The sequence below is a fragment of the Tenacibaculum sp. E3R01 genome (genome assembly GCF_003318185.1).
In the GTDB taxonomy this organism is placed as follows: domain Bacteria; phylum Bacteroidota; class Bacteroidia; order Flavobacteriales; family Flavobacteriaceae; genus Polaribacter; species Polaribacter halocynthiae.
On the sequence record NZ_QOCC01000014.1, the window covers coordinates 31781 to 56289 of the forward strand.

Annotated in this window: 24 protein-coding genes; 14 read left to right on the forward strand and 10 right to left on the reverse strand. The window is 28.1% G+C overall.

Annotated features, from left to right (window positions below; genetic code table 11):
- Window positions 1-53: 53 nt before the first annotated feature.
- From DS884_RS03000 to DS884_RS03015, 4 genes are all read left to right on the forward strand, one after another.
- Window positions 54-1124 (forward strand): helix-turn-helix domain-containing protein, encoded by a 1071-nt coding sequence (locus tag DS884_RS03000; protein WP_113785732.1) that lies wholly within the window; start codon window positions 54-56, stop codon window positions 1122-1124.
- A 490-nt stretch (window positions 1125-1614) separates the two neighbouring features.
- Window positions 1615-2256, forward strand: coding sequence for a DUF4159 domain-containing protein (locus tag DS884_RS03005; protein ID WP_113785733.1), 642 nt, complete (start codon window positions 1615-1617; stop codon window positions 2254-2256).
- Window positions 2240-3157, forward strand: coding sequence for a bile acid:sodium symporter family protein (locus DS884_RS03010; protein WP_113785734.1), 918 nt, complete (start codon window positions 2240-2242; stop codon window positions 3155-3157). The genes DS884_RS03005 and DS884_RS03010 overlap by 17 nt, the downstream gene beginning before the upstream one ends.
- Window positions 3157-4200, forward strand: a complete 1044-nt coding sequence (locus DS884_RS03015; protein ID WP_113785735.1) for a lysophospholipid acyltransferase family protein — start codon at window positions 3157-3159, stop codon at window positions 4198-4200. The genes DS884_RS03010 and DS884_RS03015 overlap by 1 nt, the downstream gene beginning before the upstream one ends.
- Here the strand turns inward: DS884_RS03015 and DS884_RS03020 are convergent.
- The 4 genes from DS884_RS03020 to DS884_RS03035 are packed head-to-tail and all read right to left on the reverse strand — an operon-like array spanning window position 4187 to window position 9366.
- A complete protein-coding gene (locus DS884_RS03020) occupies window positions 4187-7105 on the reverse strand; it encodes a glycoside hydrolase family 3 N-terminal domain-containing protein (RefSeq protein WP_113785736.1) in 2919 nt (972 codons plus the stop codon). The two genes, DS884_RS03015 and DS884_RS03020, sit on opposite strands and share 14 nt — an antisense overlap.
- Before the next feature lie 37 nt (window positions 7106-7142).
- Window positions 7143-7628 carry an ABC transporter ATPase gene (locus DS884_RS03025; RefSeq protein ID WP_113785737.1) on the reverse strand — a complete coding sequence of 162 codons (486 nt, stop codon included), beginning with the start codon at window positions 7626-7628 and terminating at the stop codon, window positions 7143-7145.
- Between the two features lie 18 nt (window positions 7629-7646).
- Window positions 7647-8474, reverse strand: coding sequence for a 3'-5' exonuclease (locus tag DS884_RS03030; RefSeq protein WP_113785738.1), 828 nt, complete (start codon window positions 8472-8474; stop codon window positions 7647-7649).
- Between the two features lie 37 nt (window positions 8475-8511).
- Window positions 8512-9366: a PPK2 family polyphosphate kinase gene (locus DS884_RS03035; RefSeq protein WP_113785739.1), complete on the reverse strand. Its 855-nt coding sequence runs from the start codon at window positions 9364-9366 to the stop codon at window positions 8512-8514.
- A gap of 146 nt (window positions 9367-9512) precedes the next feature.
- On the opposite strand from DS884_RS03035, the gene DS884_RS03040 reads away from it, so the two are divergent.
- From DS884_RS03040 to DS884_RS03050, 3 genes are read left to right on the forward strand one after another with little or no spacing between them, the layout of a single operon-like run.
- Window positions 9513-10022, forward strand: coding sequence for a flavodoxin family protein (locus DS884_RS03040; protein ID WP_093870696.1), 510 nt, complete (start codon window positions 9513-9515; stop codon window positions 10020-10022).
- A 57-nt stretch (window positions 10023-10079) separates the two neighbouring features.
- The gene (locus DS884_RS03045) at window positions 10080-10409 is read left to right on the forward strand and encodes an ArsR/SmtB family transcription factor (protein WP_093870695.1); all 330 of its coding nucleotides are present in this window, start codon (window positions 10080-10082) and stop codon (window positions 10407-10409) included.
- Between the two features lie 31 nt (window positions 10410-10440).
- Window positions 10441-10914, forward strand: coding sequence for a DUF6428 family protein (locus DS884_RS03050; RefSeq protein WP_113785740.1), 474 nt, complete (start codon window positions 10441-10443; stop codon window positions 10912-10914).
- Window positions 10915-10971: 57 nt separating this feature from the next.
- Here DS884_RS03050 and DS884_RS03055 read toward each other — a convergent pair whose 3' ends face one another.
- The 3 genes from DS884_RS03055 to DS884_RS03070 all read right to left on the reverse strand — a co-directional run bounded on the left by DS884_RS03055 (window position 10972) and on the right by DS884_RS03070 (window position 13856).
- Entirely contained in the window at window positions 10972-11898 is a 927-nt protein-coding gene (locus DS884_RS03055; protein ID WP_113785741.1) for a GyrI-like domain-containing protein, read from the reverse strand.
- 349 nt (window positions 11899-12247) lie between these two features.
- Entirely contained in the window at window positions 12248-12559 is a 312-nt protein-coding gene (locus DS884_RS03065) for a hypothetical protein (protein WP_093870691.1), read from the reverse strand.
- A complete protein-coding gene (locus DS884_RS03070) occupies window positions 12552-13856 on the reverse strand; it encodes an NAD(P)/FAD-dependent oxidoreductase (protein ID WP_113785743.1) in 1305 nt (434 codons plus the stop codon). Before DS884_RS03070 ends, DS884_RS03065 begins: the two co-directional genes overlap by 8 nt.
- 86 nt (window positions 13857-13942) lie before the next feature.
- Here DS884_RS03070 and DS884_RS03075 point away from each other — a divergent pair, with 86 nt between their 5' ends.
- Window positions 13943-14386 (forward strand): hypothetical protein, encoded by a 444-nt coding sequence (locus DS884_RS03075; protein WP_113785744.1) that lies wholly within the window; start codon window positions 13943-13945, stop codon window positions 14384-14386.
- Between the two features lie 27 nt (window positions 14387-14413).
- On the opposite strand, the gene DS884_RS03080 is transcribed toward DS884_RS03075, so the two are convergent.
- Window positions 14414-15688 carry a metallophosphoesterase gene (locus tag DS884_RS03080; protein WP_113785745.1) on the reverse strand — a complete coding sequence of 425 codons (1275 nt, stop codon included), beginning with the start codon at window positions 15686-15688 and terminating at the stop codon, window positions 14414-14416.
- Window positions 15689-15699: 11 nt separating this feature from the next.
- Window positions 15700-16920, reverse strand: coding sequence for a hypothetical protein (locus DS884_RS03085; RefSeq protein WP_113785746.1), 1221 nt, complete (start codon window positions 16918-16920; stop codon window positions 15700-15702).
- A gap of 148 nt (window positions 16921-17068) precedes the next feature.
- Here DS884_RS03085 and DS884_RS03090 point away from each other — a divergent pair, with 148 nt between their 5' ends.
- Window positions 17069-18940: a sensor histidine kinase gene (locus tag DS884_RS03090; RefSeq protein ID WP_113785747.1), complete on the forward strand. Its 1872-nt coding sequence runs from the start codon at window positions 17069-17071 to the stop codon at window positions 18938-18940.
- Window positions 18940-19584 (forward strand): response regulator transcription factor, encoded by a 645-nt coding sequence (locus tag DS884_RS03095; RefSeq protein ID WP_233487099.1) that lies wholly within the window; start codon window positions 18940-18942, stop codon window positions 19582-19584. Before DS884_RS03090 ends, DS884_RS03095 begins: the two co-directional genes overlap by 1 nt.
- A 5-nt stretch (window positions 19585-19589) precedes the next feature.
- Here DS884_RS03095 and DS884_RS03100 read toward each other — a convergent pair whose 3' ends face one another.
- Window positions 19590-20345, reverse strand: a complete 756-nt coding sequence (locus tag DS884_RS03100; protein ID WP_113785748.1) for an XRE family transcriptional regulator — start codon at window positions 20343-20345, stop codon at window positions 19590-19592.
- A 240-nt stretch (window positions 20346-20585) separates the two neighbouring features.
- Here DS884_RS03100 and DS884_RS03105 point away from each other — a divergent pair, with 240 nt between their 5' ends.
- From DS884_RS03105 to DS884_RS03120, 4 genes are read left to right on the forward strand one after another with little or no spacing between them, the layout of a single operon-like run.
- The gene (locus tag DS884_RS03105; RefSeq protein WP_093870684.1) at window positions 20586-20981 is read left to right on the forward strand and encodes a molecular chaperone Tir; all 396 of its coding nucleotides are present in this window, start codon (window positions 20586-20588) and stop codon (window positions 20979-20981) included.
- Window positions 20982-20993: 12 nt separating this feature from the next.
- Window positions 20994-21710, forward strand: a complete 717-nt coding sequence (locus DS884_RS03110; protein WP_093870683.1) for a PspA/IM30 family protein — start codon at window positions 20994-20996, stop codon at window positions 21708-21710.
- 2 nt (window positions 21711-21712) lie between these two features.
- On the forward strand, window positions 21713-22417 hold the full coding sequence (locus DS884_RS03115; RefSeq protein ID WP_113785749.1) for a hypothetical protein: 705 nt from the start codon (window positions 21713-21715) through the stop codon (window positions 22415-22417).
- Window positions 22418-22435: 18 nt separating this feature from the next.
- Window positions 22436-24505: a flotillin family protein gene (locus tag DS884_RS03120; RefSeq protein ID WP_093870681.1), complete on the forward strand. Its 2070-nt coding sequence runs from the start codon at window positions 22436-22438 to the stop codon at window positions 24503-24505.
- Window positions 24506-24509: the final 4 nt, after the last annotated feature.

Here is a 24509-nt window from a genome sequence, read left to right on the forward strand (position 1 = left end):
GGTTTGCGTTTAGTATAATTCTGTTTTCATCAAAAAACGGCAAGGATAAAAGTATGCTATACTTAAATTTACTTATCCTATCTATTTCTTTAAACAACATACAGTCATGGGCCCTAGAAAACAAGTTATTCCAACATAAGTTCGCTTTAGATTATATTCAAATACCTTGGCATTTTTTAGCTATGCCTTTTTTGTATATGTTTTTAATTAATTATTTAAAAATAACTTCTAAAACTTATAACTTACTTAAACTTATAATTCCTCTTTTCATCTCTTCAATAGTTGCACAAGTTAGTTTTGTGTTATATTATAGTGCTGTTAATTCAAATGAGCATCAAGATTTTATTTACGAACGCTATACTTCAATTGAAGAAATAATTAGTTTCTCAATATCTATTAGCCTTTTTATCTATTCGTTCTATATTCTTTACAGAAGAGAAAAATTATTTCCAAAAATATTATCATACGATAATTTAAAATGGATTAATACTTTTTTCAAACTTTCATCAGTTGGCTACATCTTATGGATTACTGCATTAGTAATTAAAGTAAGTATGAATTTCAAAGGGTTTATGTTTTCTTATTACCCTTTAAGAATATATACAACCGTATTAATTTATTGGTTAGGTTACCAAGGACTTAGACAACTTAGAGTTTTAAAAGAGAGACAACACCTAAGGGAAGTTCTTTTAACATACCCTATAATTTCAGAAACAAAACAGGAAGTTAATTTAAACTCAACTGAAACAGCGATTTCTAATGAACAACTTGAAAAATATAAAGAATATTTTTTCAAGATAGATAGTTTCATAAGAGCAGAAAAAAAATTTTTACTTACAAAGTATACATTACAAAACCTTTCAGAAGATTTTGACTTTAGCCCTAGTACATTATCTCTTATAATCAATACAATAGCCAACAAGAGTTTTATTGATTATTTAAATGAAATGAGAATTGAGCAAGCTAAAAATTTATTAATTAATTCAGAATATCAAAATTATACAATTGCCTCAATAGGTCTTGAATCTGGATTTAATTCAAAATCAACTTTTTTTACCGTTTTCAAAAAACATACAGGTTTAACTCCATTTAATTATCGAAACAAAGCTTCTTTAGCTATTTAAGATGATTTTAACACTTAATTAGTTCGAAAACACTTAATCTGGACGTTTTCGAACTCAATTTATAAATAGATACACTAAATTTGATTTAAGAGAAATAAATATTTAAAATACAAGAATTTTGAAGGGGTTTTTTATTATTAAATATAATTTCTAAAAGATATTGTTGAGTTAAGAGCCTCAACGATGAGAAAGAAAAGGTTTAAACCTTAAACACCAGCTATGTATAGTTGGTGTTTTTTATTTAAATTAATTCAATGAATATTTTTTAAAAAGCACGAAAATTAGTTCGAAAACACCCATTCTGGACGTTTTCGAACTCTACAAATAAAAAAAACAATTATTATTGTAGTGAAATTAATTGAATTTTATATTTCTGAGATAGAAAGCTTTAATGATATTAAATTTCTTAAGGGGAAAAAAGAAAACACCAGTTATTATAGCTGGTGTTTTTTAATTATGTTTTATTATATTGTGAACTAAAATACTTTTAGTGAAAAGCAACATATTTATTTATTTATTCTTTTTTTCATTTTTTGTTAACGCTCAACAGATAGCAATTTTGAAATATCAAGGTGGTGGTGACTGGTATGCAAATCCAACAGCTTTACCAAATTTGATTACCTACACAAATACCTACACAAAAACATCAATTGACAAAGAACCGCAAACAGTTTCTTTAAATGATAATGCTTTATTTAATTACCCTATAATTTTTATAACTGGTCATGGTAATATCTTTTTTAATAGCGAAGATTCTGAAACCTTAAGAAACTATCTTACATCTGGTGGTTTTTTGCATATTTCAGATAATTATGGCTTAGATAAATATATCAGAAGAGAGTTAAAAAAAGTTTTTCCTACAAGTGAATTACAAGAAATACCTTTAAACCATCCTATTTACAATCAAACTTTTTCTTTTCCAAAAGGGCTTCCTAAAATACATGAGCATAACAAAAAAAAGCCACAAGGTTTTGGACTATTTCATAATGGCAGGTTGGTTTTGTTTTATGACTATGAAAGTGACTTAAATGATGGTTGGGAGGATTCTCCTGTACATAACAACCCAAAAGAAACAAGAGAAAAAGCTTTAAAAATGGGAGCTAATATTATTGAGTATGCTTTTAAACATTAAACTTTTTCAAATAGATTCTATTCAAATAAATTTTGACACAGAAGCACTCTGGATGCTAAATATAGCATTAGCTATCATTATGTTTGGTGTATCATTAGACATCTCTATAAACGATTTTAAAAGACTTTTTAAGAACCCGAAAATTATTTTAGTAGGAATACTATCACAATTCATTTTATTACCTTTATTTACATTTTTACTAGTTATTATTATAAAACCTCATCCTAGTTTTGCTTTAGGAATGATATTAATAGCTGCATGTCCAGGAGGTAATGTATCTAATTTTTTCAGTAAAATGGCAAAAGGGAATACTGCATTATCAATTAGTTTAACCGCTTTTGCTACTTTAGTCTGTATTGCTTTTACCCCTATTAACTTAAACTTATGGGGGAGTTTATATCCTCCCACTAAAGCTATTTTAAAAACAGTTAACCTTAACCCTTATGAATTAACAAAACTTGTTTTACTCATTTTAGGCATCCCTCTTTTGTTAGGAATGCTGGTTAACTATTATCACAAAGAAATGGCAAAAAAAATAAACATTGTTTTAAAACCGTTTTCAGTTTCCGTATTTCTCTTATTAATAATAATTGCATTATATGACAATGCTAATATTTTTAAAAACCACATACATTTAGTTTTATTCTTAGTAATTTTTCATAATCTATTTGCTTATTTCATTGGATACTCAACAGCTAAATTGTTTAAATTGTCGACCAAAGATTGTAAAACAATTTCAATAGAAACTGGAATACAAAATGGTGGCTTAGGATTGTTACTTATTTTTAGTTTTTTTGATGGCCTTGGAGGAATGGCTTTACTTGCTGCTTTTTGGGGAGTTTGGGACATCTTTTCAGGAATGTTATTAGCTACCTACTGGGGAAGAAAAAAGAAAACATAATGCGTACTATTTTATATTATACTTTTAAATTTTTTATTAAAACCGGTTTATTTTTTTATTCTAAAAAAATAAAAATAAATGGTAGTCAAAACATTCCCAAAGATGGAGCTGTTTTATTTACGGCTAATCATCCAAATGGGTTAATAGACCCAATATTAATTGCAACACATATTAAACGTAAAACTCACTTTTTAGTAAGAGCTGCTGTATTTAAAAAACCTATTGTTGCATATTTTTTTGATCTATTAGGAATGATGCCAGTTTATAGAATTAGAGACGGTATCAAACAATTATCAAAAAATGAAGCCATTTTTAACAAGTGTGAGCAGTTATTATCAAAAAACAAAACACTTCTTATTTTTCCTGAAGGGAGTCATAATCGTAAAAGATCAATTAGGCCATTAAGTAAAGGTTTTACTCGAATTATATTTCAAACACTTGATAAACATCCAAAAACAAAGCTTTACGTAGTTCCAGTTGGTATTACTTATCAAAACTCTTCAAAATATCCCTCAAAAATTGCTTTAAGTTTTGGTATTCCTATTGAAACCAACTCATATATGAACGAAGTGAATAGGTTTGAAGTAACTAAAAACTTAAAAAAAGAGGTTCTTGAACAGCTTAAACAACTAACTGTTCATATTCCAGATGATGCTAATTATGAAAAAACACTTACTAAATTAAATAAAGCTAATGTTGATTTTACAGAAATTCATAAAATAAATAATTTAGATTATACTAATAATATTAACGATAATTCAAAAAGTACATTTAACTATTTAAAACCATTACTTTTCTTAGTTATATTAAATAGTATTATTCCATATACATTATGGAAAATTGCTTCTAAAAAAGTAAATGAAATTGAATTTTTAGACACGTTTCGTTTTGGTTTTAATATTATCTTATTTCCTTTTTTTTATATTTTTCAAAGCTTAATTATTAACTATATATTTAATAAAGAAATCGCAATAATTTATTTAATAATTAGTTTCTTTATTATTCTTGCATACGCAAAACTATCCCCTACTAATGCAGAATAGCGTCTTGTATATCTTGCTGTATTTTTGTACGCATATTACTTCTTACAAGCCCTCTATTACGCATTGTTGGATATATCCTATTAGATAAAAACACATACAAAATACCACTTTCAGGATCTGCCCAAGTATAAGTTCCTGTAAAACCACTATGTCCAAAACTTTTATCAGAAACACATCCACAAGTTGGCTTTTCTTGAGGTCTTATTTGTGGTTTATCAAACCCTAAACCTCTTCTTACTTTTTTATGGGCATAATATCTTTTATTAAACTTCTCAATTGTTTCTTCTTCAAAATATTTCTTCCCCCCATAGCTTCCTTTCTGAAGGTACATTTGCATTATTTTAGCTACATCATTAGCGTTTGCAAATAAACCTGCATGACCACCAACACCACCTAACATAGCTGCTCCCATATCATGAACATAACCATGCACTAATTGATTTCTATAATAAGAATCTTTTTCCGTAGGTACAATCTGGCTCTTTTTAAACTTTTTAAGTGGTAAATACGTCATTCTATATGCCCCTAAAGAACTATAAAACATTTCATTTGCTAATTTATTTAACGGTCTCTTATATTTTCTTTCAATAATCTCTTTAAATATGTAGTACCCTAAGTCACTATACTTATATCCAGGCCTTTCTCTTTGTTCTGAATCTACAATATGCTTATATATTGTATCTCTATAACTTTTTGCTAAATATAAGTTCTTTGCTACTTTTATATTAAACTCTTTAGACTTTCTTTTTCTATAATATTGTAATGAGTTTTCACCAGTAATTGAATCTTTAGTTTCTAAATAAAAAGGAATCCAAGAACGTAATCGTCCATAATGAGACAGTATTTCTTTTAACAATAATGTATCTTTGTTAGACTTAGAATACCTAGGCAATACATCTCCTAAACTAGAAAAAAGACTAATTTTCTTATCTTCTTCAGCCTTCATAATCATAGGTAACGATGCTAATATTTTTGTTAACGACGCTAAATCATATATATCGGTTTTCTTTACTTTTCTTTTTTTAGAAAGTGTATGGTAACCAAAACTTTTATGGTAAAAAACTTTTCCATTTCGAGCTATTAAAACTTGACCACCTGGTGCCATTCTTTTCTTTAAAATAGTATCTATTCTTTTGTCAATAATCTTTAACTTCTCAGAAGAAACACCTACTTCTTCAGGAATAGTATACTCTAAAACATCTAGATCATTTACTACAATCCCTTGACCTACTTTAAAAGTATCATGAATACTCACTGGTAATTTACCTTGTGTTTTAAAAGCTCCAAATAAAGCTTGGGCTGTTAACTCTTGAGATAATTTACTGTTCTGATAAGAGACTACTACCGTTTTAATGTTTGTAAATGACTTTACCTTTAACAAGCTATAAGGACTCGCAAATACAGTTAATATTACATTATTATTACGAGAAATTTCTTGTAGCCATACTAACTCTTTGTTTGTAAATTTATACCCTTTCCATGGATGTTTATTTGATTTATGAAACCCTACTATTACTGTTGTGTATTTTTTCAATTTTTGATTCAAAACACTTAAATGTTTATCAGAAACTTGATCAACTTTAGCATAATTTTTAAGCATTTTAAAAAAGTCATTTCCTTTTGCATTTCCTAAAGAAACATATGCTATTTTTTTGGTTTCAAGGTTTTGTATAGGTAAATTTTCAGTATCATTTTTTACAACAGTAATTGCTTTTTTTATTAATCTCCTATGCAAAACATTATCTTTTGGCCTATGCAAGTCTTGTTGTAAACTATCTATAGATATCGGTTTATAATTAGCTAATCCAGCTAAAAATTTTGCCTTTAAAATTTTACTTACAGAATGGTTAATTCTTTCTTCAGTTAGCTCATTTTTTAAAATAGCTTCTTTAAATAAATTTATGGTCCCTGGAATATCTTGAGGAATCAACAACAAATCATTCCCTGCTAAAAAAGTAGCTAAATTTATTGAAGCTGGAGTATTGTAATTAGCTGCACCTTTCATATTTAAGCCATCAGTAATAACTAACCCCTTAAATCCTAACTTAGTTTGTAATAAATCGGTTACTATTGTTTTTGATAGCGAAGATGGTAATTCAATATTTTGCTCTAATTGAGGCATGCTTAAATGAGCAACCATAACACTAGAAACACCAGCTTTAAACATCTTTTTATACGGATATAACTCAATAGAGTCTAAACGTTGCTCTGTAAAATTTACAGTTGGAAGTGTTTTATGCGAATCTGTAGCTGTATCACCATGCCCAGGAAAATGCTTTGCATTTGCTAACACACCAACACTTTGCATTCCTTTAGTAAATGCTATTGCTTTTTCTGTTACGTTTTCTTTACTTTCTCCAAATGAACGATTACCAATAATAGGATTATTTGGATTTGTATTTATATCAACAACTGGTGCGAAATTTATATGAATACCTACTCTTTTACAATGCTCTCCTATCCTTTTACCTGTTTCTTCTAGCAACTTATTATCCGTTATTGCTCCTAAGGTCATATTCCAAGGAAAACGATACGCTTTTTTTAAACGCATATCTAATCCCCATTCACCATCAAAGCCTATCAATAAAGGTACTTTAGCTGTAGCCTGATATTTGTTATTTAGTAACACTTGTTTTTCAGGAGTTCCTTGCATAAAAATCAAATTACCAACATGATATTTTGTAAGCATATTTTTAATATACTTCTCATGCTCATCGTTTCTATTGGAATACGCCTGAATCATAAATAGCTGCCCTATTTTTTCATCAATAGACATTGATTTCAATATGCTATCTACCCAAATGGTTTGTGCTTCTTTATTTTTTGATTCTAATGGATCTAATTCTTGTCCATTTACCAAGTTTGCAATAATTACTAAAACAAATAAAACTACTTTTCTCTTCATACTTCAACTATAAATACTCTTTTATTAAACTCAATAGTTATACCAAAAATCGTTTATGCCAACTTTCGTTTGCAGGTACTTCCCATTTTGTTTCAAAATCTTCTTTTGTATTTATCATATTATTGAATACTATAGTATTTGAAGTTATTTTTTTATCGTCTACAAACTTCTTAAAATCAGACAACTTAACTATATTAATATTTTCTCCATCTTTAAAAGAAATATTCATTTTGTCCATTAAATCAATATTTAATTCTTTTTCAATTTCTTGAACAAAATGTACAGAAGAATCTATAGAACATCCCGAAACGTTATTAAAACCTTCGTCAACTGCTAGTACTAAAAACTGACTATATTTTATTGTAAACGATCCTTTTAAGTCATCTCCGTGTCGTGTCCAATTATCAATAAACAATAAAGCTTTAGCACTTATTAATTCTATTTCTTCTTGAGTAAACTCTCTATCTGCTTGATATATCCAAACTCTTGAATGGTCAGGTAAATTTTTATATTCTGTAAACATTTTCTTTGGTATTATTAATTACTTCATATTAAACTTTGCCTGTAATGCTTTTAATTTTTCATCATCAGACATTGTTTTAACAGGTGCAGTCATTCTTTCTTTTATTTGTCGTAAAACCTTTTTAGTGTATAAAGGAAAATCTGCATTTTGTATCCAGGAATTATATCCAGGATTTTCTTTTAACACATCCTCTACTAAACGCCCTTTGTATTTACCAAAAGAAAAAATTTCTTGCTTGTTGTCATTGAATAAAATAAAACCAGCAAAATCTGCACGTTGTGTATGAGAAGAAAACTCACTTAATTCTTCTACAGTGTTTCCTATATCATCATATTTACTTAGTTGCGCTAATAAAATTTCATAGGTTGCTAAGGTATCAGCTTCAGCAGAATGAGCACCTTCTAAATCTTTACCACAATAAAATTTATACCCTGCACTTAATGTTCTTTGTTCTTTTTTATGAAATATAACTTGAACATCAATAGCCTTTCTATTAGTCATATCAAAATCAATTCCAACTCTCATTAGCTCTTCAGCTAATAAAGGAATGTCAAATCGGTTAGAATTGAATCCTGCCAAATCACAACCTTCAATCATTTCGTTAATTTTTACAGATAAATCTTTAAAAGTTGGTTCAGTAACTACTTTCTCATTTGTAATTCCATGAATAGCGGTTGATGCTTCTGGTATTTCAATTTCTGGGTTTACCAACCATGTTTTACTTTCTTTATTTCCATTTGGAAAAACTTTTAATATTGATATTTCAACAATTCTATCTGTTGCAATACTTATTCCTGTAGTTTCTAAATCGAAAAATACAATTGGTTTTTTTAAATTTAATTCCATTTATTTTTATTGTGTTAAGCTTATAAAAGCTTTTTATTTATTCGTTATTTAATTGTGCCTTAAATTCATCAATTTGATCTATCACCTTTTGTGATAAAGTAGGCTCTTTAAAATTATATTGTTGTAGCTCTTCTAATAAAACTTTTGCTACAATATACCTTGCAGTTGGTTTATCATCAGCAGGAACAACATACCAAGGCGCATAATTTGTTGATGTTCTATTTAAAACATCTTCATAACACTCCTGATATTTATCCCATAATTTACGTTCTTTTAAATCTCCTGCAGAAAATTTCCAATTCTTTTCCGGAATATTTAAACGTCGTAATAACCTATTCTTTTGTTCATCTTTTGATAGATTTAAAAAGAATTTCAAAACTACAGTTCCATTTTCTTCTAAATGCTTTTCAAATTGATTTATTCTATCCATTCTTGAATGGTAAAAATCATCATTTAAATCTTCTAAATTCTTTACCGTAGGAATACTTTCTGAAAACACATACTCAGGGTGTACTCTTGTAACCAATACATTTTCATAATGAGTACGATTAAATACACCTATTTTTCCTTTAGCTGGAAGTGCTATATAGTGCCTCCATAAAAAATCATGTTTTAACTCCAATTCAGTAGGTACTTTAAAACTATGTACCTCTACCCCTCGGGCATTAACATCTTTAAAAACTTCTCGTATTAAACTATCTTTTCCTGAAGTATCCATTCCTTGTAAACATATCAAAACACCATATTTACCTTCTGCATACATAGTATCCTGTAATTCACTAATTTTTTTTCGAAGTTTTTTAAGCTCCTTTTTAGCATCTTTTTTTACTTCTTTTGTACTTAAAGTACTTAATTTAATTTCTTTGGAAACCTTATAGTGTTCTACGTTCATAAAAAAAATAGTAATTATACTATAAATGTACTAAAATTACTGCGTTTAATGATTGATTTTATCTTGGTTTTTATCAATTAATTCAATTACTCTTATTATTATTTTTCGTTTTTATTCTTGAATTTTAACCATTCAAAACTTAACACATGAAAAAAACTATTATAATTCAAGGAAGTTCAAAAAGTTACGGTAATACTAATACAGTAATTAATTATTTAAACAAGGATGAAAATTTTGACATTATCGACCTAAAAACCAAAAACATAGGCCCATTTGATTACGAATTCAAAAACAAAGAAGATGATTTTATCCCTTTACTAGAAGATATTATTAATAAATACGACACTATTGTGTTTGCTACACCAGTATATTGGTACAGTATGAGTGGTATTTTAAAAGATTTTTTTGATAGGATGTCTGACCTTTTACATTATAAGAAAGAGTTAGGACGTAAAATGAGAGGTAAAAACATGGCTATGATTAGTAACTCTGGTGCTAACGACTTAAAGCAAGGTTTTACTATGCCTTTTATTGAAAGCGCAAATTATTTAGGTATGAACTACCTTGGAGACACGCATGCTTGGTTTACAGAAGATGGAACTAATATTACTATTGAAGCAAAAGATAACATCGACACTTTTAGAAAATTATTTTAATTAAAAATTTTAAAACACAATTATTAATCGTAATATTGCAATATAATAATCAATTAAATGGGCCTTACTAAATCTGAAATATTTACAGAAGAGCAAAATGATATTGCAAAAATCGCTAAAGTTTTAGGGCATCCAGCTCGAATAGCAATAATTCAACATATTTTAAAAATAAAATCATGTATTTGCGGGGATTTAGTAAACGAAATTGGCTTAGCTCAACCTACCATATCACAGCATTTAAAGGAACTGAAAAATACAGGAATCATTAAAGGCAATATTGAAGGTACTAGTGTTTGCTATTGTATTGATCAAGAAAACTGGCCAATTATACAAGAAAAATTATTAAGTATTTTTTCACAAGAAAACAAAAATAACAATTGCTGTTAACAATAATAATTTAATAGAAAATCATAACACTATGAAACTTTCAGAAATAAAAAAACATCTTCAAAAATTAGAAACTATTGCGTTTGAATTACCTGATGGTAGCCTTGTTCCTTCTCACTTTCATGTTACTGAAGTAGGTAAAGTAAGTAAACACTTTATTGATTGCGGAGGAACTGTTAGAAAAGAAGAAGTTGTTAATTTTCAACTTTGGAACAAGGATGATTATGACCATCGTTTGCACCCAGAAAAATTAACTCACATTATTGAGTTATCAGAAAAAACTTTAGGTATTGAAGATTTAGAAATTGAAGTAGAATATCAAGGTGATACTATTGGTAAATATGCTTTAGACTTTAATAGTAAAAACTTTTTACTAGTTAATAAAGCAACAGCTTGTTTAGCTGAAGATCAATGTGGTATTACTTCCAATAAGAAACCTAAGGTTAACCTATCGGATTTAAACAAACAAACATCTTCTTGTGATCCAACTAGTGGTTGTTGCTAAATATAAAAACGCCGTTATTTTATTTTAAAATAACGGCATTTAAATTTTATTCTCAATCTATTCAACGGGAATACACAAATCTACAATCCATTTCCCATTTGGATGCTCTTGCCCGTTATTATAATAAATCTCAAAAGGATCTCTTTCTGATTTTCTATACCCTTGTTCACTCATCCATACAAAACTACTTTCCCAAGCTTGTTGAAACTCTTTTGAAGTTACTTCAAAACGAGAAATAATACACTTTGTAGCAGGTAATGTTTTCAAATTTACTTGACCATCTGAAGTAACTTTTTGACTTAACACCACACAAGCACTCATTCTAATCTTATTTGGATCAGTTATTTTTGGACTGTCATGATAAATAGTCAACATTCTAACATTTTCTTGATTCATTAGTCCTCTTGGAGTTGCCCATTTAATAAGTTCATTATAAGCGTTACCTATTAAATCCATTTTTCCTTGATAGCCTATATAAGCCAACTCCATATCAGGTACTGTTTTCACATCTGTTTTTATTGCATTCATTTTAATCCAGTTTAAAGCATTATTAATATTGTAAATATATTGCTCAAACCTTACCTCTATTTGACCATCTTTGCTTTTGGTTTTACAAATCTTGCTAAATTTACTTGGACTTTGTTTCTTAAATTCTTCTGGGGAAACTCCATAAAATTTTTTAAATCCTCTAGAAAAGGACGATAAACTAGTAAATCCTACTTTTTCAGACACTTCTGTTATTGTTTTTTCTTTTTGATGTAATAAAAAATGAGCCGCTTTTTCTATTCTTTTTCTAAAAACAAACTCATTAAGTGTTTCTTTAGTTACAATTTTAAAAAGTCTATGAAAGTGATATGGAGAAAAATAAGCAGCTTTTGCTACCTCTTCTAAATTAAGTTTTCTATCTAAATTTTCTTCTACAAAATCAATTGCTCTACCTACTCTTATGATAGTTTTATTAGAAATAATATTGGGTGAACTCATGAATATTTTTTTTGAAGTTGATAAAATAAAAAACCACTAACAAAGTACAAAACTACATCTATAATATCCGATGTATATCTTATGTTAGTTTGTGGTAAAAAAAACTCGAATACAAGTGAATAAAATAAAGAAATGTATAATACACCCCAAATAGGAATACAATATTTTTCATTTCCTTTACTCCATCTTAAAACATACAAACATATAGATAAAACTATTGGAACAATTAAAAAGTCATTTACATAAAAACGAACAAATCCAGGTAGTTCTATCTTATACAATGAAGCTAAATAAACAAAACTCCCAAGTAAACATGAAAAACAAAAATAGTATAACAACCCTTTCTTTTTCATCCAGCTGCCACCATAGCTATAAACCATGCTAAAAAAGCCCCTATTGCACTTACAACTAAAAAAACAGAATGTAATACCCAACCTGCAACTCTGTACAAAACAAAAGGATGTTTTATTAGTCTTTTTGCTAAATTTGGATTCTCTAATTCTTTTTTAACCTCTTCAATCTGCTCTTGCTTAAACTTAGCTACTTTTAATTCTTGTCTTTTTCTATGAGATATTAAATTTCCGCAACTTTTACAATAATCAGAATTCTCAGTAAAAACTCCACACTTCGAACATTTAATATTTGTTTTGATTTTAGACATTTTCTTTTTCGAATGAATATTTATTTTTCTTTTTATAAGGTCTAATAATCAGTCTAGTTTCTCTATCAAAACGAATATAGTTATACACCCAATTCATAAAAACAATTACTTTGTTTCTAAATCCTATTAATGAAAAAAGATGAACAAACATCCATACAAACCAAGCAAACACTCCTTGAAATTTCAGCTTTGGTAAATCTACTACTGCTTTATTTCTTCCAATGGTAGCCATTGAACCTTTATCATTATAAATAAAAGGGTTTAGTTTTTTTCCCTTTAATTCGAGAATAATATTTTTCGCCAATAACTTACCCTGCTGAATTGCAGGTTGAGCCATCATAGGATGTCCATAACTATAACCTTCAGTTTCCATACAAGCAACATCTCCTACAGCATATACATTTTCATAACCAAGTATTTTACTATACTTACTAACTTTAAATCTATTTGCTCTTTCAACTAAACAAGTACCTTCTAAACCTCCAATTACATCTCCTTTAACCCCAGCTGCCCAAATTACTGTTTGCGCATCAAAATGATCTTCTCCATCAGTTCTAACAGTTACTCCATTATAATCTAAAACTCGTAAGTTTTTCCAAACATCAACCCCTAATTTGATTAAGAAATCTTCTGCTTTTTCAGAAGCTTTCTTACTCATTCCTTTTAACAATTCTCCAGAACTTTGAATTAGATTTATTTTCATTTGCCTTATATCTAAATCTGGATAATCTTTAGGTAAAATACCTTTTTTCATTTCAGCTAAAGCACCTGCTAACTCAACACCTGTTGGCCCTCCACCCACAATAACAAAATTCATTAGAGCCAAACGCTTCTCTAGATTCTTTTCTAGTAAAGCTTCTTCAAAATTTTCTAATACTAAACTACGGATGTTTAATGCCTGCGGAACAGACTTCATTTCCATTGCAAATTTTTTAATATTAGTATTTCCAAAAAAATTAGTTGTTGATCCAGTAGCTATAACCAATTTATCATACTCTAAATTTCCTATAGATGTTTCTATTACATTTCTTTTAGCGTTTACATTGGTAACCTCAGCTAAACGAAAATAAAAATTATCAACATCATTAAATCTTTTTCTAAGTGGAAAAGCAATACTATCTGGTTCTAAACCACCTGTAGCTACTTGATATAATAAAGGTTGAAATGTATGGTAATTATGTTTATCAATTAAAACTACTTGAAGCTCTTGATTTTCCAATCCTCTTGCAACTGCTAATCCAGCAAAACCTCCACCTACTATTATAACACGCGGAAAACTGGTTTGAGGTATATTCATATATCTTAGTAATTAAATATATTATTGTAAGAACAAATTTAGCTAAAAATTCTTCTTTATATTCAGTTTTTTTATAGCTTTATAAAATGAAAAATTTTGTACTACGTTTTTTCAGAAAAAATAAAAAACACATAATAGTTAGCTGTAAAACTGATGAAGTTATAATCAATGATCAGAAATTTACTTTCCCTACCAATTACAACTCTTTAGTAGCTATTTTTGGAGAGCCCAACAGAAATTTAAACAAAAGTAAAAATTATGTTTTTTGGGATTCATTAGGCGTTTTTTGTAGATATACCGATACCGAAGAAATTTTTTCTATTAACTTTTTTCAAAACAAAAAAGATAGAAGCGAATACAATACTAAAAAACAATTTAGTGGAGAATTATTTTTAAATGATGAAAATATTACTAATAATGAATTTGATAAAATTTCATTAGGAAATATTTCAATTCTAAGGCTGGGTAGTGAAAACGAAATCCGTTATGGTTTTAGTATTGGAGTAAACAAAAGCTATAAACTTTTATAGGATCACTCCAATACTTTACATCATTCTTTATTCTTTAAAAAGTTTATTTTTTTCACCTAAATCATTTATTTTATAAAAAGCTGCATATTCAACTAACACTCCTTTTGTTTCTCCAGACTCAAATGTTTCCCCGTGCTTTACATCTATTTTAATAACTCTATTATTATAATCACTAGAAACATCATCAACTAATGAGTGTCCAATAATAATTTTTGAAGCGTTATACATTTTTAAAATATTTGATAAATCATCACCTGATGTTTTCTCTACAGAAGTTCCATTCATTAAAAGAGCTGTACTATGCTTAATATCTAAGTTTAACCTTCTATCCCAATATGGACTATTAATTGAACCAATAACATACTTGTCTCTTTCTTTTTTAAGGTTTTTAAGGCTAGTTACAATTCCATAATAATTCTTGGCTATATTATTTAGTTCAGTAATGCTATAATTACCTTCGTAATGAAATTTATTTAACCCCCCATGAACAAATATTAAATCTCCTATTTTCTCAACTATATTTTTTGTTCTTAACCATTTTCCTAACTCCGTTTTATTTGAATATAAAAACCTTAAAGCATCATCCCAACTTGTTTTTTTACTTATTTTTTTAGCTACCTCTATATATTTTTCATCATTATAAGAAACATTACCATACATATTCATAATTTCATGATTCCCTAAAATAAAGTGTACTTTTCCTCCACTTTTCTCAGCTTCACTTTCAAGATGATAAATTAGCCATAAAACCTGTGTTACTTGATTTCCCCTATCAAAAAAATCACCGTTTAAAACTAAATGTCCATTTCCAAAAATCCAATTAGCATACTTGTCAATAATCTTATTACTTCTCAAAAAGCTATAAAAACCATTAAAATTACCTTCTATGTCTGATATAGCAATAAGTTTATTAGGCATTTTATATACATCTACTTCCTTTTTTAAAGAACTCTTTAAGTTAACATTAAACTTACTCAGCTCCCTACAATTTGTTTTTACTACTATGTTGTTGTTTTCTTTTTTCGCTCTTTTAAATTCATTTTTATCAGTTACAAAAAACAAACTATCTTTAACAATATAAGGACCATCAACTCCATTAAAAGCAACTTCTACTTGCTCATTAATCTTAAATCCAAAAACTTTATTTTTTAACCATAATGCATTCAACCCTGACCAATAAAAATTGTGTTTTCCTTTTTTTGTATCTGTATCTTGGCACCCTAATATTATTGTTGTTAACACTAAATAAGCAATCATTAAAACACCGCTCCACTTTAAAACTTTTATACTGTTTTTTTTCATTACCCAATTTTTTACTTACGAAATAACTCATTACCTTTCAACATGTAAATACTCTTTTGTAAACTACCAATCATAGTTATAGAGTTATTTTCTAAATAAAATACCTCCCAATCTAAACCTCTATTATTAGTATAACCTAAACCTCCTTGATTTGTTAAAACAACTATTTTATCACGATTTAATATTTTTATTTTTTCTATTTTCTCATTTTCATTCGATAAAACTGGTAATTGTATTTTATTTTTTTTAACTCCTCCTTCACCGAACATAAAAAGTTCCTCTTCTAAAAAGTCATAAAACAAAAAATTAGTTTCATCAAAAAAATCAAAAGCCAACAAACTAGTTTTTTTCAAATCTAATTTAACCTCTTCCCAGGTAGCCCCCTTATCAAAGCTCCTCAATAGACTTTTGAACTTTGTATCAAACAAACAAACCGTATCTTTATTAAGGTATACTTCTTTTATATATTTAACATCCCTATAACTACCTCTAATATTAGCTAATTCAAATCCTTCCTTCCATGAACTGCCCCCATCTGAAGATTGTAAAACATACCCTTTCCCTCTTTTATTTGCTAACATTAACATGTCTTTAGAGTTAAAACATATGAAATCTCTAGTTAGGTACTCTATTTTTGGAACACTTACAGCTAACCAGTTCTTACCTCCATCTATTGAGATCTTATACTTATCACTCATTCTAGAATAAATAAAATTTTCATTTACTACTTTAAAGTCTAAAAAAACATCAGACTCATCTATAAGTACATCCCATAATTTCCCCCCATCAATAGTTTTATAAATAAAACTTTTGTTAAAAACATTAGAATTAATAGTAACACCAAAACCAATTTTATCATTTACAAATTCTACATAATTAAAAGACTCAGGTAAATCATATTTCTGCCAATTGAAATCTTTTACTTTTAAATAATGCTGAAAGATTTCTTTATTATGATTTCCTAATAATATTTTTAAAACTCCACTTGAAGCATTTGCAGGTATTTTAATTTTTAAATTATTTTTAGATAGTGAAATAATATCTAATAGATCTTCATTCAAATACACCTTTATATCTTTAGGAATATCAATCCCAAACAACTTTAGCTGAGTATTTCTTTCTACAAAGTTCGATGAAAGTTCATCAATACTACCTTCTAAAAAAAAGCTTTCTTTTTCTTTACATGATACAACTAAAAAAAGGCAAGTAAATATGTACAATATTTTATTCACAAGTTGATTATTTAAAATTATGACACAAAATTGAATATTGTATTTCGTAATTAAATAACCATATTCAGGTAATTTTATAATAACTGAATTCCGTTATAGCTCTTTTTTTTATTTTTCTTTAATTTGTATACATTCATCAGTAAAACACATGAAACTTTCATTTAGTTTTTTTTTATTTATTATTCTCACTTCTTTACATTCTTATTCTCAAGAAGAAAAGAACAAATTAGACCTAATAATAAATGAAATAACAAATGGTAAAACTCCTTTGAAAAACATACGTATAGCTGATTCAATACTGTATACACTTAAATCAACCCCAAACCATAATATCTATAAAATAAAAGCTCATCATATAAAGGGTATAAGTTTTTTTATATTACAAAAAGCTGATTCAGCTCAAGCAGAATTTAAAAAAGCTCTTAACTTTTTCAATCAGAATAGAGTACTCATAACGCAACTTCCAAAAAAATATACTTCATTAGCACTAGGTATTTCTCACTATGAAAAGAGTAAAGGGAATTATTATAACGCTTTTTCAATACTCTCAAATACTTTAAAAAATTTAGACACATTTAACATCAACAATAAAAGCAGGATACTAAGTAGTTTAGCTGATTTAAATTTACTAATGAACTACAAATCTAAAGCTAAAAAAAACGCTTTAAAAGTATTAAAAACACCAAACACAACTAAACTAACTCAAAATTTAAATTACATAACTCTAGGTAAAATTTACCTAACCTCAAACCTAGACTCTTCTTTATATTTTTATCAAAAAGCATCTTTATTTTTTAAAAAAAATAATCTCCCAACATTTTTTGCCAATAATACCAGTATTGCTGAAGTATTTATAAAAAAGGGAAAACTAAATAAGGCAAAAAAAATGTTATTAAACGCTGAGAATTATCAACAAAAACATGATAATGTTATTTTTCTAGGTAAAACTTACCTTTTATTATCTGAAATTGCTTTTCACGAAAAAAACACTTCGCAAGAATTAAAATACTTAACTAAGGCTGAAAGTTATTTAATTAACGACAACTATAAATTTGATATAGAAACACTATACAAACGGTTTACAAATTTTTATAAGAGAAAAGGAAATTTTAACAAAACACGTAAATATCAAATAAAAGCTCAACAAATTAAGGACAGCATTCATAACAGAGATAATATTTTTTTAGCAAAAGAACTAGAGTCAAAATACATGAATCTAGCTAAAGAAGATGAAATAAAAAAGCAAAAAGTACATATCCAAAAACAAAACAGTCGAAACAAAATACTATTTATTGCTCTTATATTAATTCTTGTTCTTCTTGTTTTTACTATTTTATTATACCGTAAAAAATTATATACACAAAAACAACTATCTAAAGAGAAATTAAAAACCCTTTTAGAATCTCAAAAAGTTAAAACAATGCAATCTCATTTAAATGGTCAAAATAAAGAAAGAAAAAGAATTGCCAAAGATTTACACGATAGTATTAGTGGAAATATAGCTGCTATAAAAATTAAATTAACAAATATAAATAGCAGTGATACTTCTGAAATAAAAAAAATAATAGCAAACATTGACGACACTTACAATGAAGTTCGTATTATATCTCACAATTTACTTCCAAAAGAGAACATAAACTTTACAACTAATATTAATGAACTTATTAACCTATATAAATCAAACGATTTAAAAATTGAATTTGACAGTTACCCTGAAAAAGAAATAAACAAGATATCTCAAATTATTTCATCTGAAGTTTACAAAATAATACAAGAACTAATAACCAACGTTATAAAGCATGCTGAAGCAACAAAAACTATGATTAATACAACTCTTCATGAAAATTATTTAAATATATTAGTTGAAGATAATGGTTTAGGTTTTGACCTCAATAAAAGTAAAAAAGGAATTGGTTTAAACAACATTACTTCAAGAGTTACAAAACTCAATGGAAACTTAGAAATAGATTCAACTTTAAAAAAAGGCACTACTATTAATATAAATATACCTGTGAAATAATGATTGAAAAAGTAAATATCTTAATTGTTGACGACCATAAAATGTTTTTAGAAGGAATTCAATCTATTTTACAAAAATCACCCATAATTAAAAATATTCACGTAGCTACAAATGGAGAAGAAGCGTTAAAAACTTTAAAACACACTAATTTTGATATTGTTATAAGCGATATTGATATGCCTTCTATGGACGGTATAGAACTTACTCAAAAAATAACACACACACACAATAATATTAAAATCATAATTGTTAGTTCTCATGCAAATGGAGAAACAATAACTAAAGCTATAAAAAAAGGAGCTAATGGTTACCTATTAAAAAACACTGGTAAAACAGAACTTTTTAAAGCTATTGAAACAGTTATTAGTGGGCAAAATTATTTTTCAAATAACATAAAAGAAATAATTAGTAACAGCATATTCAACCCAATTAAAACAAAAAAACAATCGGTAAAATTAAGCAGTAGAGAAAATGAGGTACTACTTTTAATCTCTCAAGAAAAAAACACACAAGAAATTGCCAATGAATTATTCATTTCATTCAATACAGTTGAAACTCATAGAAAAAATTTAATGCGGAAAATAGGAACAAAAAACATGGTTGGTTTAGTAAAATATGCTATCCAACAAGGATTAGTAAACTAAACGAATCACATTTTATTTTTAAGTTTAGCAAATTCTTTTTCTAAAAAAAGGAGCTTATCTTCTAAAGGATCACCGAGTTCTGGCAAGCGTTTAAAAAACACATATCTAATACGCCATAACTCTTTTACATCTGCTAAATTAAAAGTTTTGTCATCTATATTTTTATGATCTGCTCTCAAAACAACTTCTTTTTTAGCCACATAAAAACGCCTTAATATCAACTCATTTTTCACTAATACCAAAACTAAATCTCCATTATTTAATTTAGGTATAATAGCCAAAGGAACATATTCTCCTACAACAATATCTTTAGGGTATAAACCTTTGTCATGCATTGACATTTCAAGATTACTAACAGTAAAAGCTCTAAAGTTTTTTGATAAATTTAATGGTAATTGCATCATTGGCAAATCGTTTATAAAATTTTTCTTATCAAAATATTTTACATACTCACCACTATTTACATCAGTTATTAATGGTACACTTGCCAATTCTTCTTTTTCAACTTTTTCAGCCTGAAACGTTAAATCATCTTTAAATTGTAATAATTTATTTACAGTTAATTCAGCCGTTAGCAAATCACCTATAGGAATGCTAAAAAAATTAGCAATCTTAATTAAAGTATCTATCTTAGGTTCACTCCTACCTTCCTCGTAAGCCCCTAAAGTAGCCCTCTTTAGATCAAACAACTCGGCAAAAGCCTGCTGACTTAACCCTTTAACTCCTCTTATTTTTTTTATATTTTTTCCAAAAAAAGACATTATTTGCTAATTTTATTTGCAATATTAAAAATATTGTGTACTTTTACACTAACAATATTAGCTAATACTTTTGGTTTTTGCTAAAATTTTTAGTCAAATTTCAAAAAAAATTAAATTTACAACCTCAAAACTAAAAAAAATGGTATTAATAACTATCTATGTTACAAGTCTTATTTTAGGATCTTTTTTGTAATATTACACGTTTAAAGAAAACAATTAAATTAACTAACTCAATTGCTTATGATCAATCATTTCACTAAGACTAAAAACTTTTTACAAGAACTTAATTTTAACATCACAAAAGAAAACGAAGCTGATGGGGTTTTTGTCATTGAAAAGGAAAGTTTTGGTATAAAAAACTTAATTGTAGGTGTAGCATATCCTATAGTTATTATGGAACAATTTCTTTTTAAAGTAAATCAACCAAATGAAGAAATTTTCAAAAATCTTTTAAAGAAAAATAGAGATATAATTCACGGAGCTTTTGTTCTAGACGACAGTGGTGAACGCGTTATTTTTAGAGATACTTTACAATTAGAAAATTTAGATTTAAACGAATTAGAAGGAAGTTTAAACTCACTTAGTTTATTATTGAGTGAATACTCAGAACAAATTATAACATATTCAAAATATTAAAAAAAAATTATCATGAACATATTTAGAAGATTATTTAAAATAGGAAAAGCTGAAGCAAATTCTGCCATCGATAAAATGGAAGATCCAATTAAGATGACCGAACAAGGTATCAGAGATATGAAGCAAGATTTAGATAAAAGTCTTGAAGCTTTAGCACAAGTAAAAGCAATGGCAATTAGAGCCAACAATGAAAAAGAAGAGTATACTTCTAAAGCAGAAGATTACCAAAATAAAGCAATGCTTATTTTGAAAAAAGCTCAAAATGGTGATTTAGATGTTTCAGAAGCAGATCGTTTAGCTAAAGAGGCTTTAATTAAAAAGGAAGAAGCTACAAAACACATAGCTAGAACTTCTGAAGAGGCTGATAAATTTAACAAATCTGTTACTCAACTTGAAAAAAATGTTTCTGAAGTAAAATCAAATATTAGTAAATGGGAAAATGAATTAAAAACATTAAAAGCTAGAGTTAAAGTTAGTAATGCTACTAAAAACTTAAACAAACAAATGGCTGAAATTGATAGTTCTAGTACTGTAACAATGTTAGAACGAATGAAAGAAAAGGTGCAACAAGAAGAAGCTTTAGCTGAAGCTTATGGAGACATTGCAAACGAATCAAAAAGTATAGATGATGAGCTTGATGCTATTACTGACACTACAGAAGATAGCGCTTTAAGTGATTTAGAAAAATTAAAAGAAAAATTAGGTATTAATAACGATAAAGAAGCATAATATTGAATTCACTAACCGACATAATATTCTCTAATGTAAACATTACATTAACCATATTAGTTATTATACTAGTTATTTATTGGCTTGTAACTATGGTTTCTGGTATTGATTTTGACCTTGATGTGGACATCGATGTAGACGTTGATGTAGATGTGGATGCAGGTATTGAAGGAGGAAATGTTGACTTTCATGATATTGCAAATACAGAAGTAAATAAAGAAGATGTAGTAGGTAAGAGACGAAAGCCATTAAAATGGTGGCAAGTAATCCTTATTTACTTCAACTTTGTTGGACTTCCATTTATGTTTACTTTTACCTCTTGGATATTCATTTGGTGGATTTGTACAACAGTTAGTACTACAATAACAAATAGCTTTAATACCACTTTTGGTTTCGTATTAATGCTTGCGGGATTCTTTCCTTCATTATTTATTACTAAAGTTTTCACATCGCCCTTTAAAAGTTTTTTCAAAAACTTAAATCAAGATGGTGATAAACCAATTGACATTACTGGTAGAACTGGTGTTTCATTATCAAAAATAACAGACAAAAAGTTAGGTTCTGCTGAAATAAAAGCTGAAGGAGTTACTCTTTCTATTAATATTAAGTCCTTAAATGGAGAGTTAATCGAATTTAGAGATCAAATATTAATCATAAAACAAAGTGCAGACAAAACATTTTATTACGCACAAAAATATATCAACTAAAAAAACTAATTAATTACTATGCTAGAAAATTTAATACAAATAGGATCTATTGCAATCGGGTTAATCTTATTCTTGGTAATTGCATACTTTGCAATCGTTGCAATGTTTTACAAAAAAGTACCCCAAGGACAAGCTTTGGTTCGTACAGGTTTTAAGGGAACCAAAGTAGCTACAGACAGAGGAATGTATGTAGTTCCTGTATTTCACCGTGTAGAAATCATGGATATTTCTGTTAAGAAAATTCAAATAGAACGTTTAGGTAACGATGGACTTGTTTGTAAAGATAACATGCGAGCTGATATTAAAGTAGCCTTTTTTGTTCGTGTTAATAATGAAGTAGAGTTTATAAAAAAAGTAGCACAAACAATTGGATGTGAAAGAGCATCACATCATACAACATTAGAAGAATTATTTGAAGCTAAGTTTTCTGAAGCATTAAAAACGGTTGGAAAGAAGTTTCAGTTTACAGAATTATATGAAGCTCGTCGTGAATTTAGAGATGAAATTGTTGATATTATTGGTACTGATTTAAATGGTTACACTTTAGAAGATTGTGCTATTGATTACTTAGAACAAACACCTGTTTCTTTCTTAAAAGCTGATAATATTTTAGATGCTCAGGGGATTAAAAAAATCACTGAATTAACAGCAGCACAAAACATTAAGTCTAACTTAATTATGCGTGATGAAGAAAAAGTAATTCGTAAACAAGATGTTGAAGCTCGTGAAGCAATTTTAGAGTTAGATAAGCAATTAGCAGAAAAAGAAGAACAACAAAAACGTGAAATTGCTAACATCAAGGCACGTGAACAAGCAGAAACTTTAAAAGTTTCTGAAGAAGAACGTTTAAAGTCAGAAACAGCAAGAATCGCAACCGAAGAAAAAGTACAAGTTGCAGAAGAGAATATGCAACGTCAAATTATTGTTGCTGCAAAAAACAAACAACGTACCGATGTTGTAGAAACTGAACGTGTAGAAAAAGACAGAATGCTAGAAGCTACAGAACGTGAACGTATTGTTACTCTTGCTCAAATTGAAAAAGAAAAAGTAGTTGAAGTAGAAAAGAAAAATATTCAAGATGTTATTCGTGATCGTGTAACTTTAGAAAAAGGCGTGGTTGAAGAACAAGAAAACATGAAAGATATTGAAGCTTTTAAAACTGCCGATCGTAACAAACAAGTAAAAATTACAGTTGCTGAAGCAGATGCAGAAGAAGCTTTAATTAAAACAATAAAAGCTGCTGAAGCACAAAAAGAAGCTGCTAAGCAAAAAGCTGAAGAAATTAATATTGAAGCTCAAGCACAAAAAGAAGCGAGTGAAAAAGAAGCAGAGGCAAGAAAAACATTAGCAGAAGCTAAAGCTAAAGAAGAAGCTACTATAGGAATGTCTGAAGCACAAGTAATGCATGCAAAGGCAGATGCCAACGAACGTCAAGGACTTGTTGATGCAACTATTATTGAGAAAAAAGCGAAAGCGGAAGCTGCTGGAACTTTAGCAAAAGCAGAAGCTTTAAAAGAAGAAGGGATTGCTGAAGCTGAAGTTATTAAAGAAAAAGCATTAGCAGAAGCTACAGGAATTGAAGAAAAAGCGGAGGCAATGAAAAAACTTGATGGTGTTGGTAAAGAGCACGAAGAGTTTAAATTACGCTTAGAAAAAGAATTAAAAGTTGATTTAGCTCATATTAACGTTCAAAAAGATATTGCAGATGCACAAGCTCAAGTTATTGGAGATGCTTTAAAAGCTGCCAATATTGATATTGTAGGTGGAGAAACAATGTTCTTCGATCAAATAATTGGTCAAATTACTAAAGCTAAAGGAGTAGATAGACTTGTTAAGCACAGTACCAATATTCAAGATGTAAAAGATGCTATTTTGGGAAGTGATGATGTTAAGGGGAATTTACTAGAAAAAGTAAAAGATTTCGCTAACCAGTATGGAATTTCAACTGAGGATATTAAAAATTTAACGATTGCTAACCTTTTAATGGATTTAAAAGGAAAAGCAACAAATTCAGATGAAGAAAACTTATTTGGAAATCTATTTAATCTTGCTAAAGGTTTAGGACTATCTGATAATAAGTTATCATAATACA

Excerpts from the sequence above, each read along its gene's own strand:
- DS884_RS03000 (WP_113785732.1), top strand. The coding sequence starts at position 54 with ATGCTATACTTAAATTTACTTATCCTATCTATTTCTTTAAACAACATA.
- DS884_RS03010 (WP_113785734.1), top strand. The coding sequence starts at position 2,240 with ATGCTTTTAAACATTAAACTTTTTCAAATAGATTCTATTCAAATAAAT.
- DS884_RS03015 (WP_113785735.1), top strand. The coding sequence starts at position 3,157 with ATGCGTACTATTTTATATTATACTTTTAAATTTTTTATTAAAACCGGT.
- DS884_RS03020 (WP_113785736.1), bottom strand. The coding sequence starts at position 7,105 with ATGAAGAGAAAAGTAGTTTTATTTGTTTTAGTAATTATTGCAAACTTG.
- DS884_RS03025 (WP_113785737.1), bottom strand. The coding sequence starts at position 7,628 with ATGTTTACAGAATATAAAAATTTACCTGACCATTCAAGAGTTTGGATA.
- DS884_RS03030 (WP_113785738.1), bottom strand. The coding sequence starts at position 8,474 with ATGGAATTAAATTTAAAAAAACCAATTGTATTTTTCGATTTAGAAACT.
- DS884_RS03035 (WP_113785739.1), bottom strand. The coding sequence starts at position 9,366 with ATGAACGTAGAACACTATAAGGTTTCCAAAGAAATTAAATTAAGTACT.
- DS884_RS03040 (WP_093870696.1), top strand. The coding sequence starts at position 9,513 with ATGAAAAAAACTATTATAATTCAAGGAAGTTCAAAAAGTTACGGTAAT.
- DS884_RS03045 (WP_093870695.1), top strand. The coding sequence starts at position 10,080 with ATGGGCCTTACTAAATCTGAAATATTTACAGAAGAGCAAAATGATATT.
- DS884_RS03050 (WP_113785740.1), top strand. The coding sequence starts at position 10,441 with ATGAAACTTTCAGAAATAAAAAAACATCTTCAAAAATTAGAAACTATT.
- DS884_RS03055 (WP_113785741.1), bottom strand. The coding sequence starts at position 11,898 with ATGAGTTCACCCAATATTATTTCTAATAAAACTATCATAAGAGTAGGT.
- DS884_RS03065 (WP_093870691.1), bottom strand. The coding sequence starts at position 12,559 with ATGTCTAAAATCAAAACAAATATTAAATGTTCGAAGTGTGGAGTTTTT.
- DS884_RS03070 (WP_113785743.1), bottom strand. The coding sequence starts at position 13,856 with ATGAATATACCTCAAACCAGTTTTCCGCGTGTTATAATAGTAGGTGGA.
- DS884_RS03075 (WP_113785744.1), top strand. The coding sequence starts at position 13,943 with ATGAAAAATTTTGTACTACGTTTTTTCAGAAAAAATAAAAAACACATA.
- DS884_RS03080 (WP_113785745.1), bottom strand. The coding sequence starts at position 15,688 with ATGAAAAAAAACAGTATAAAAGTTTTAAAGTGGAGCGGTGTTTTAATG.
- DS884_RS03090 (WP_113785747.1), top strand. The coding sequence starts at position 17,069 with ATGAAACTTTCATTTAGTTTTTTTTTATTTATTATTCTCACTTCTTTA.
- DS884_RS03095 (WP_233487099.1), top strand. The coding sequence starts at position 18,940 with ATGATTGAAAAAGTAAATATCTTAATTGTTGACGACCATAAAATGTTT.
- DS884_RS03100 (WP_113785748.1), bottom strand. The coding sequence starts at position 20,345 with ATGTCTTTTTTTGGAAAAAATATAAAAAAAATAAGAGGAGTTAAAGGG.
- DS884_RS03105 (WP_093870684.1), top strand. The coding sequence starts at position 20,586 with ATGATCAATCATTTCACTAAGACTAAAAACTTTTTACAAGAACTTAAT.
- DS884_RS03110 (WP_093870683.1), top strand. The coding sequence starts at position 20,994 with ATGAACATATTTAGAAGATTATTTAAAATAGGAAAAGCTGAAGCAAAT.
- DS884_RS03120 (WP_093870681.1), top strand. The coding sequence starts at position 22,436 with ATGCTAGAAAATTTAATACAAATAGGATCTATTGCAATCGGGTTAATC.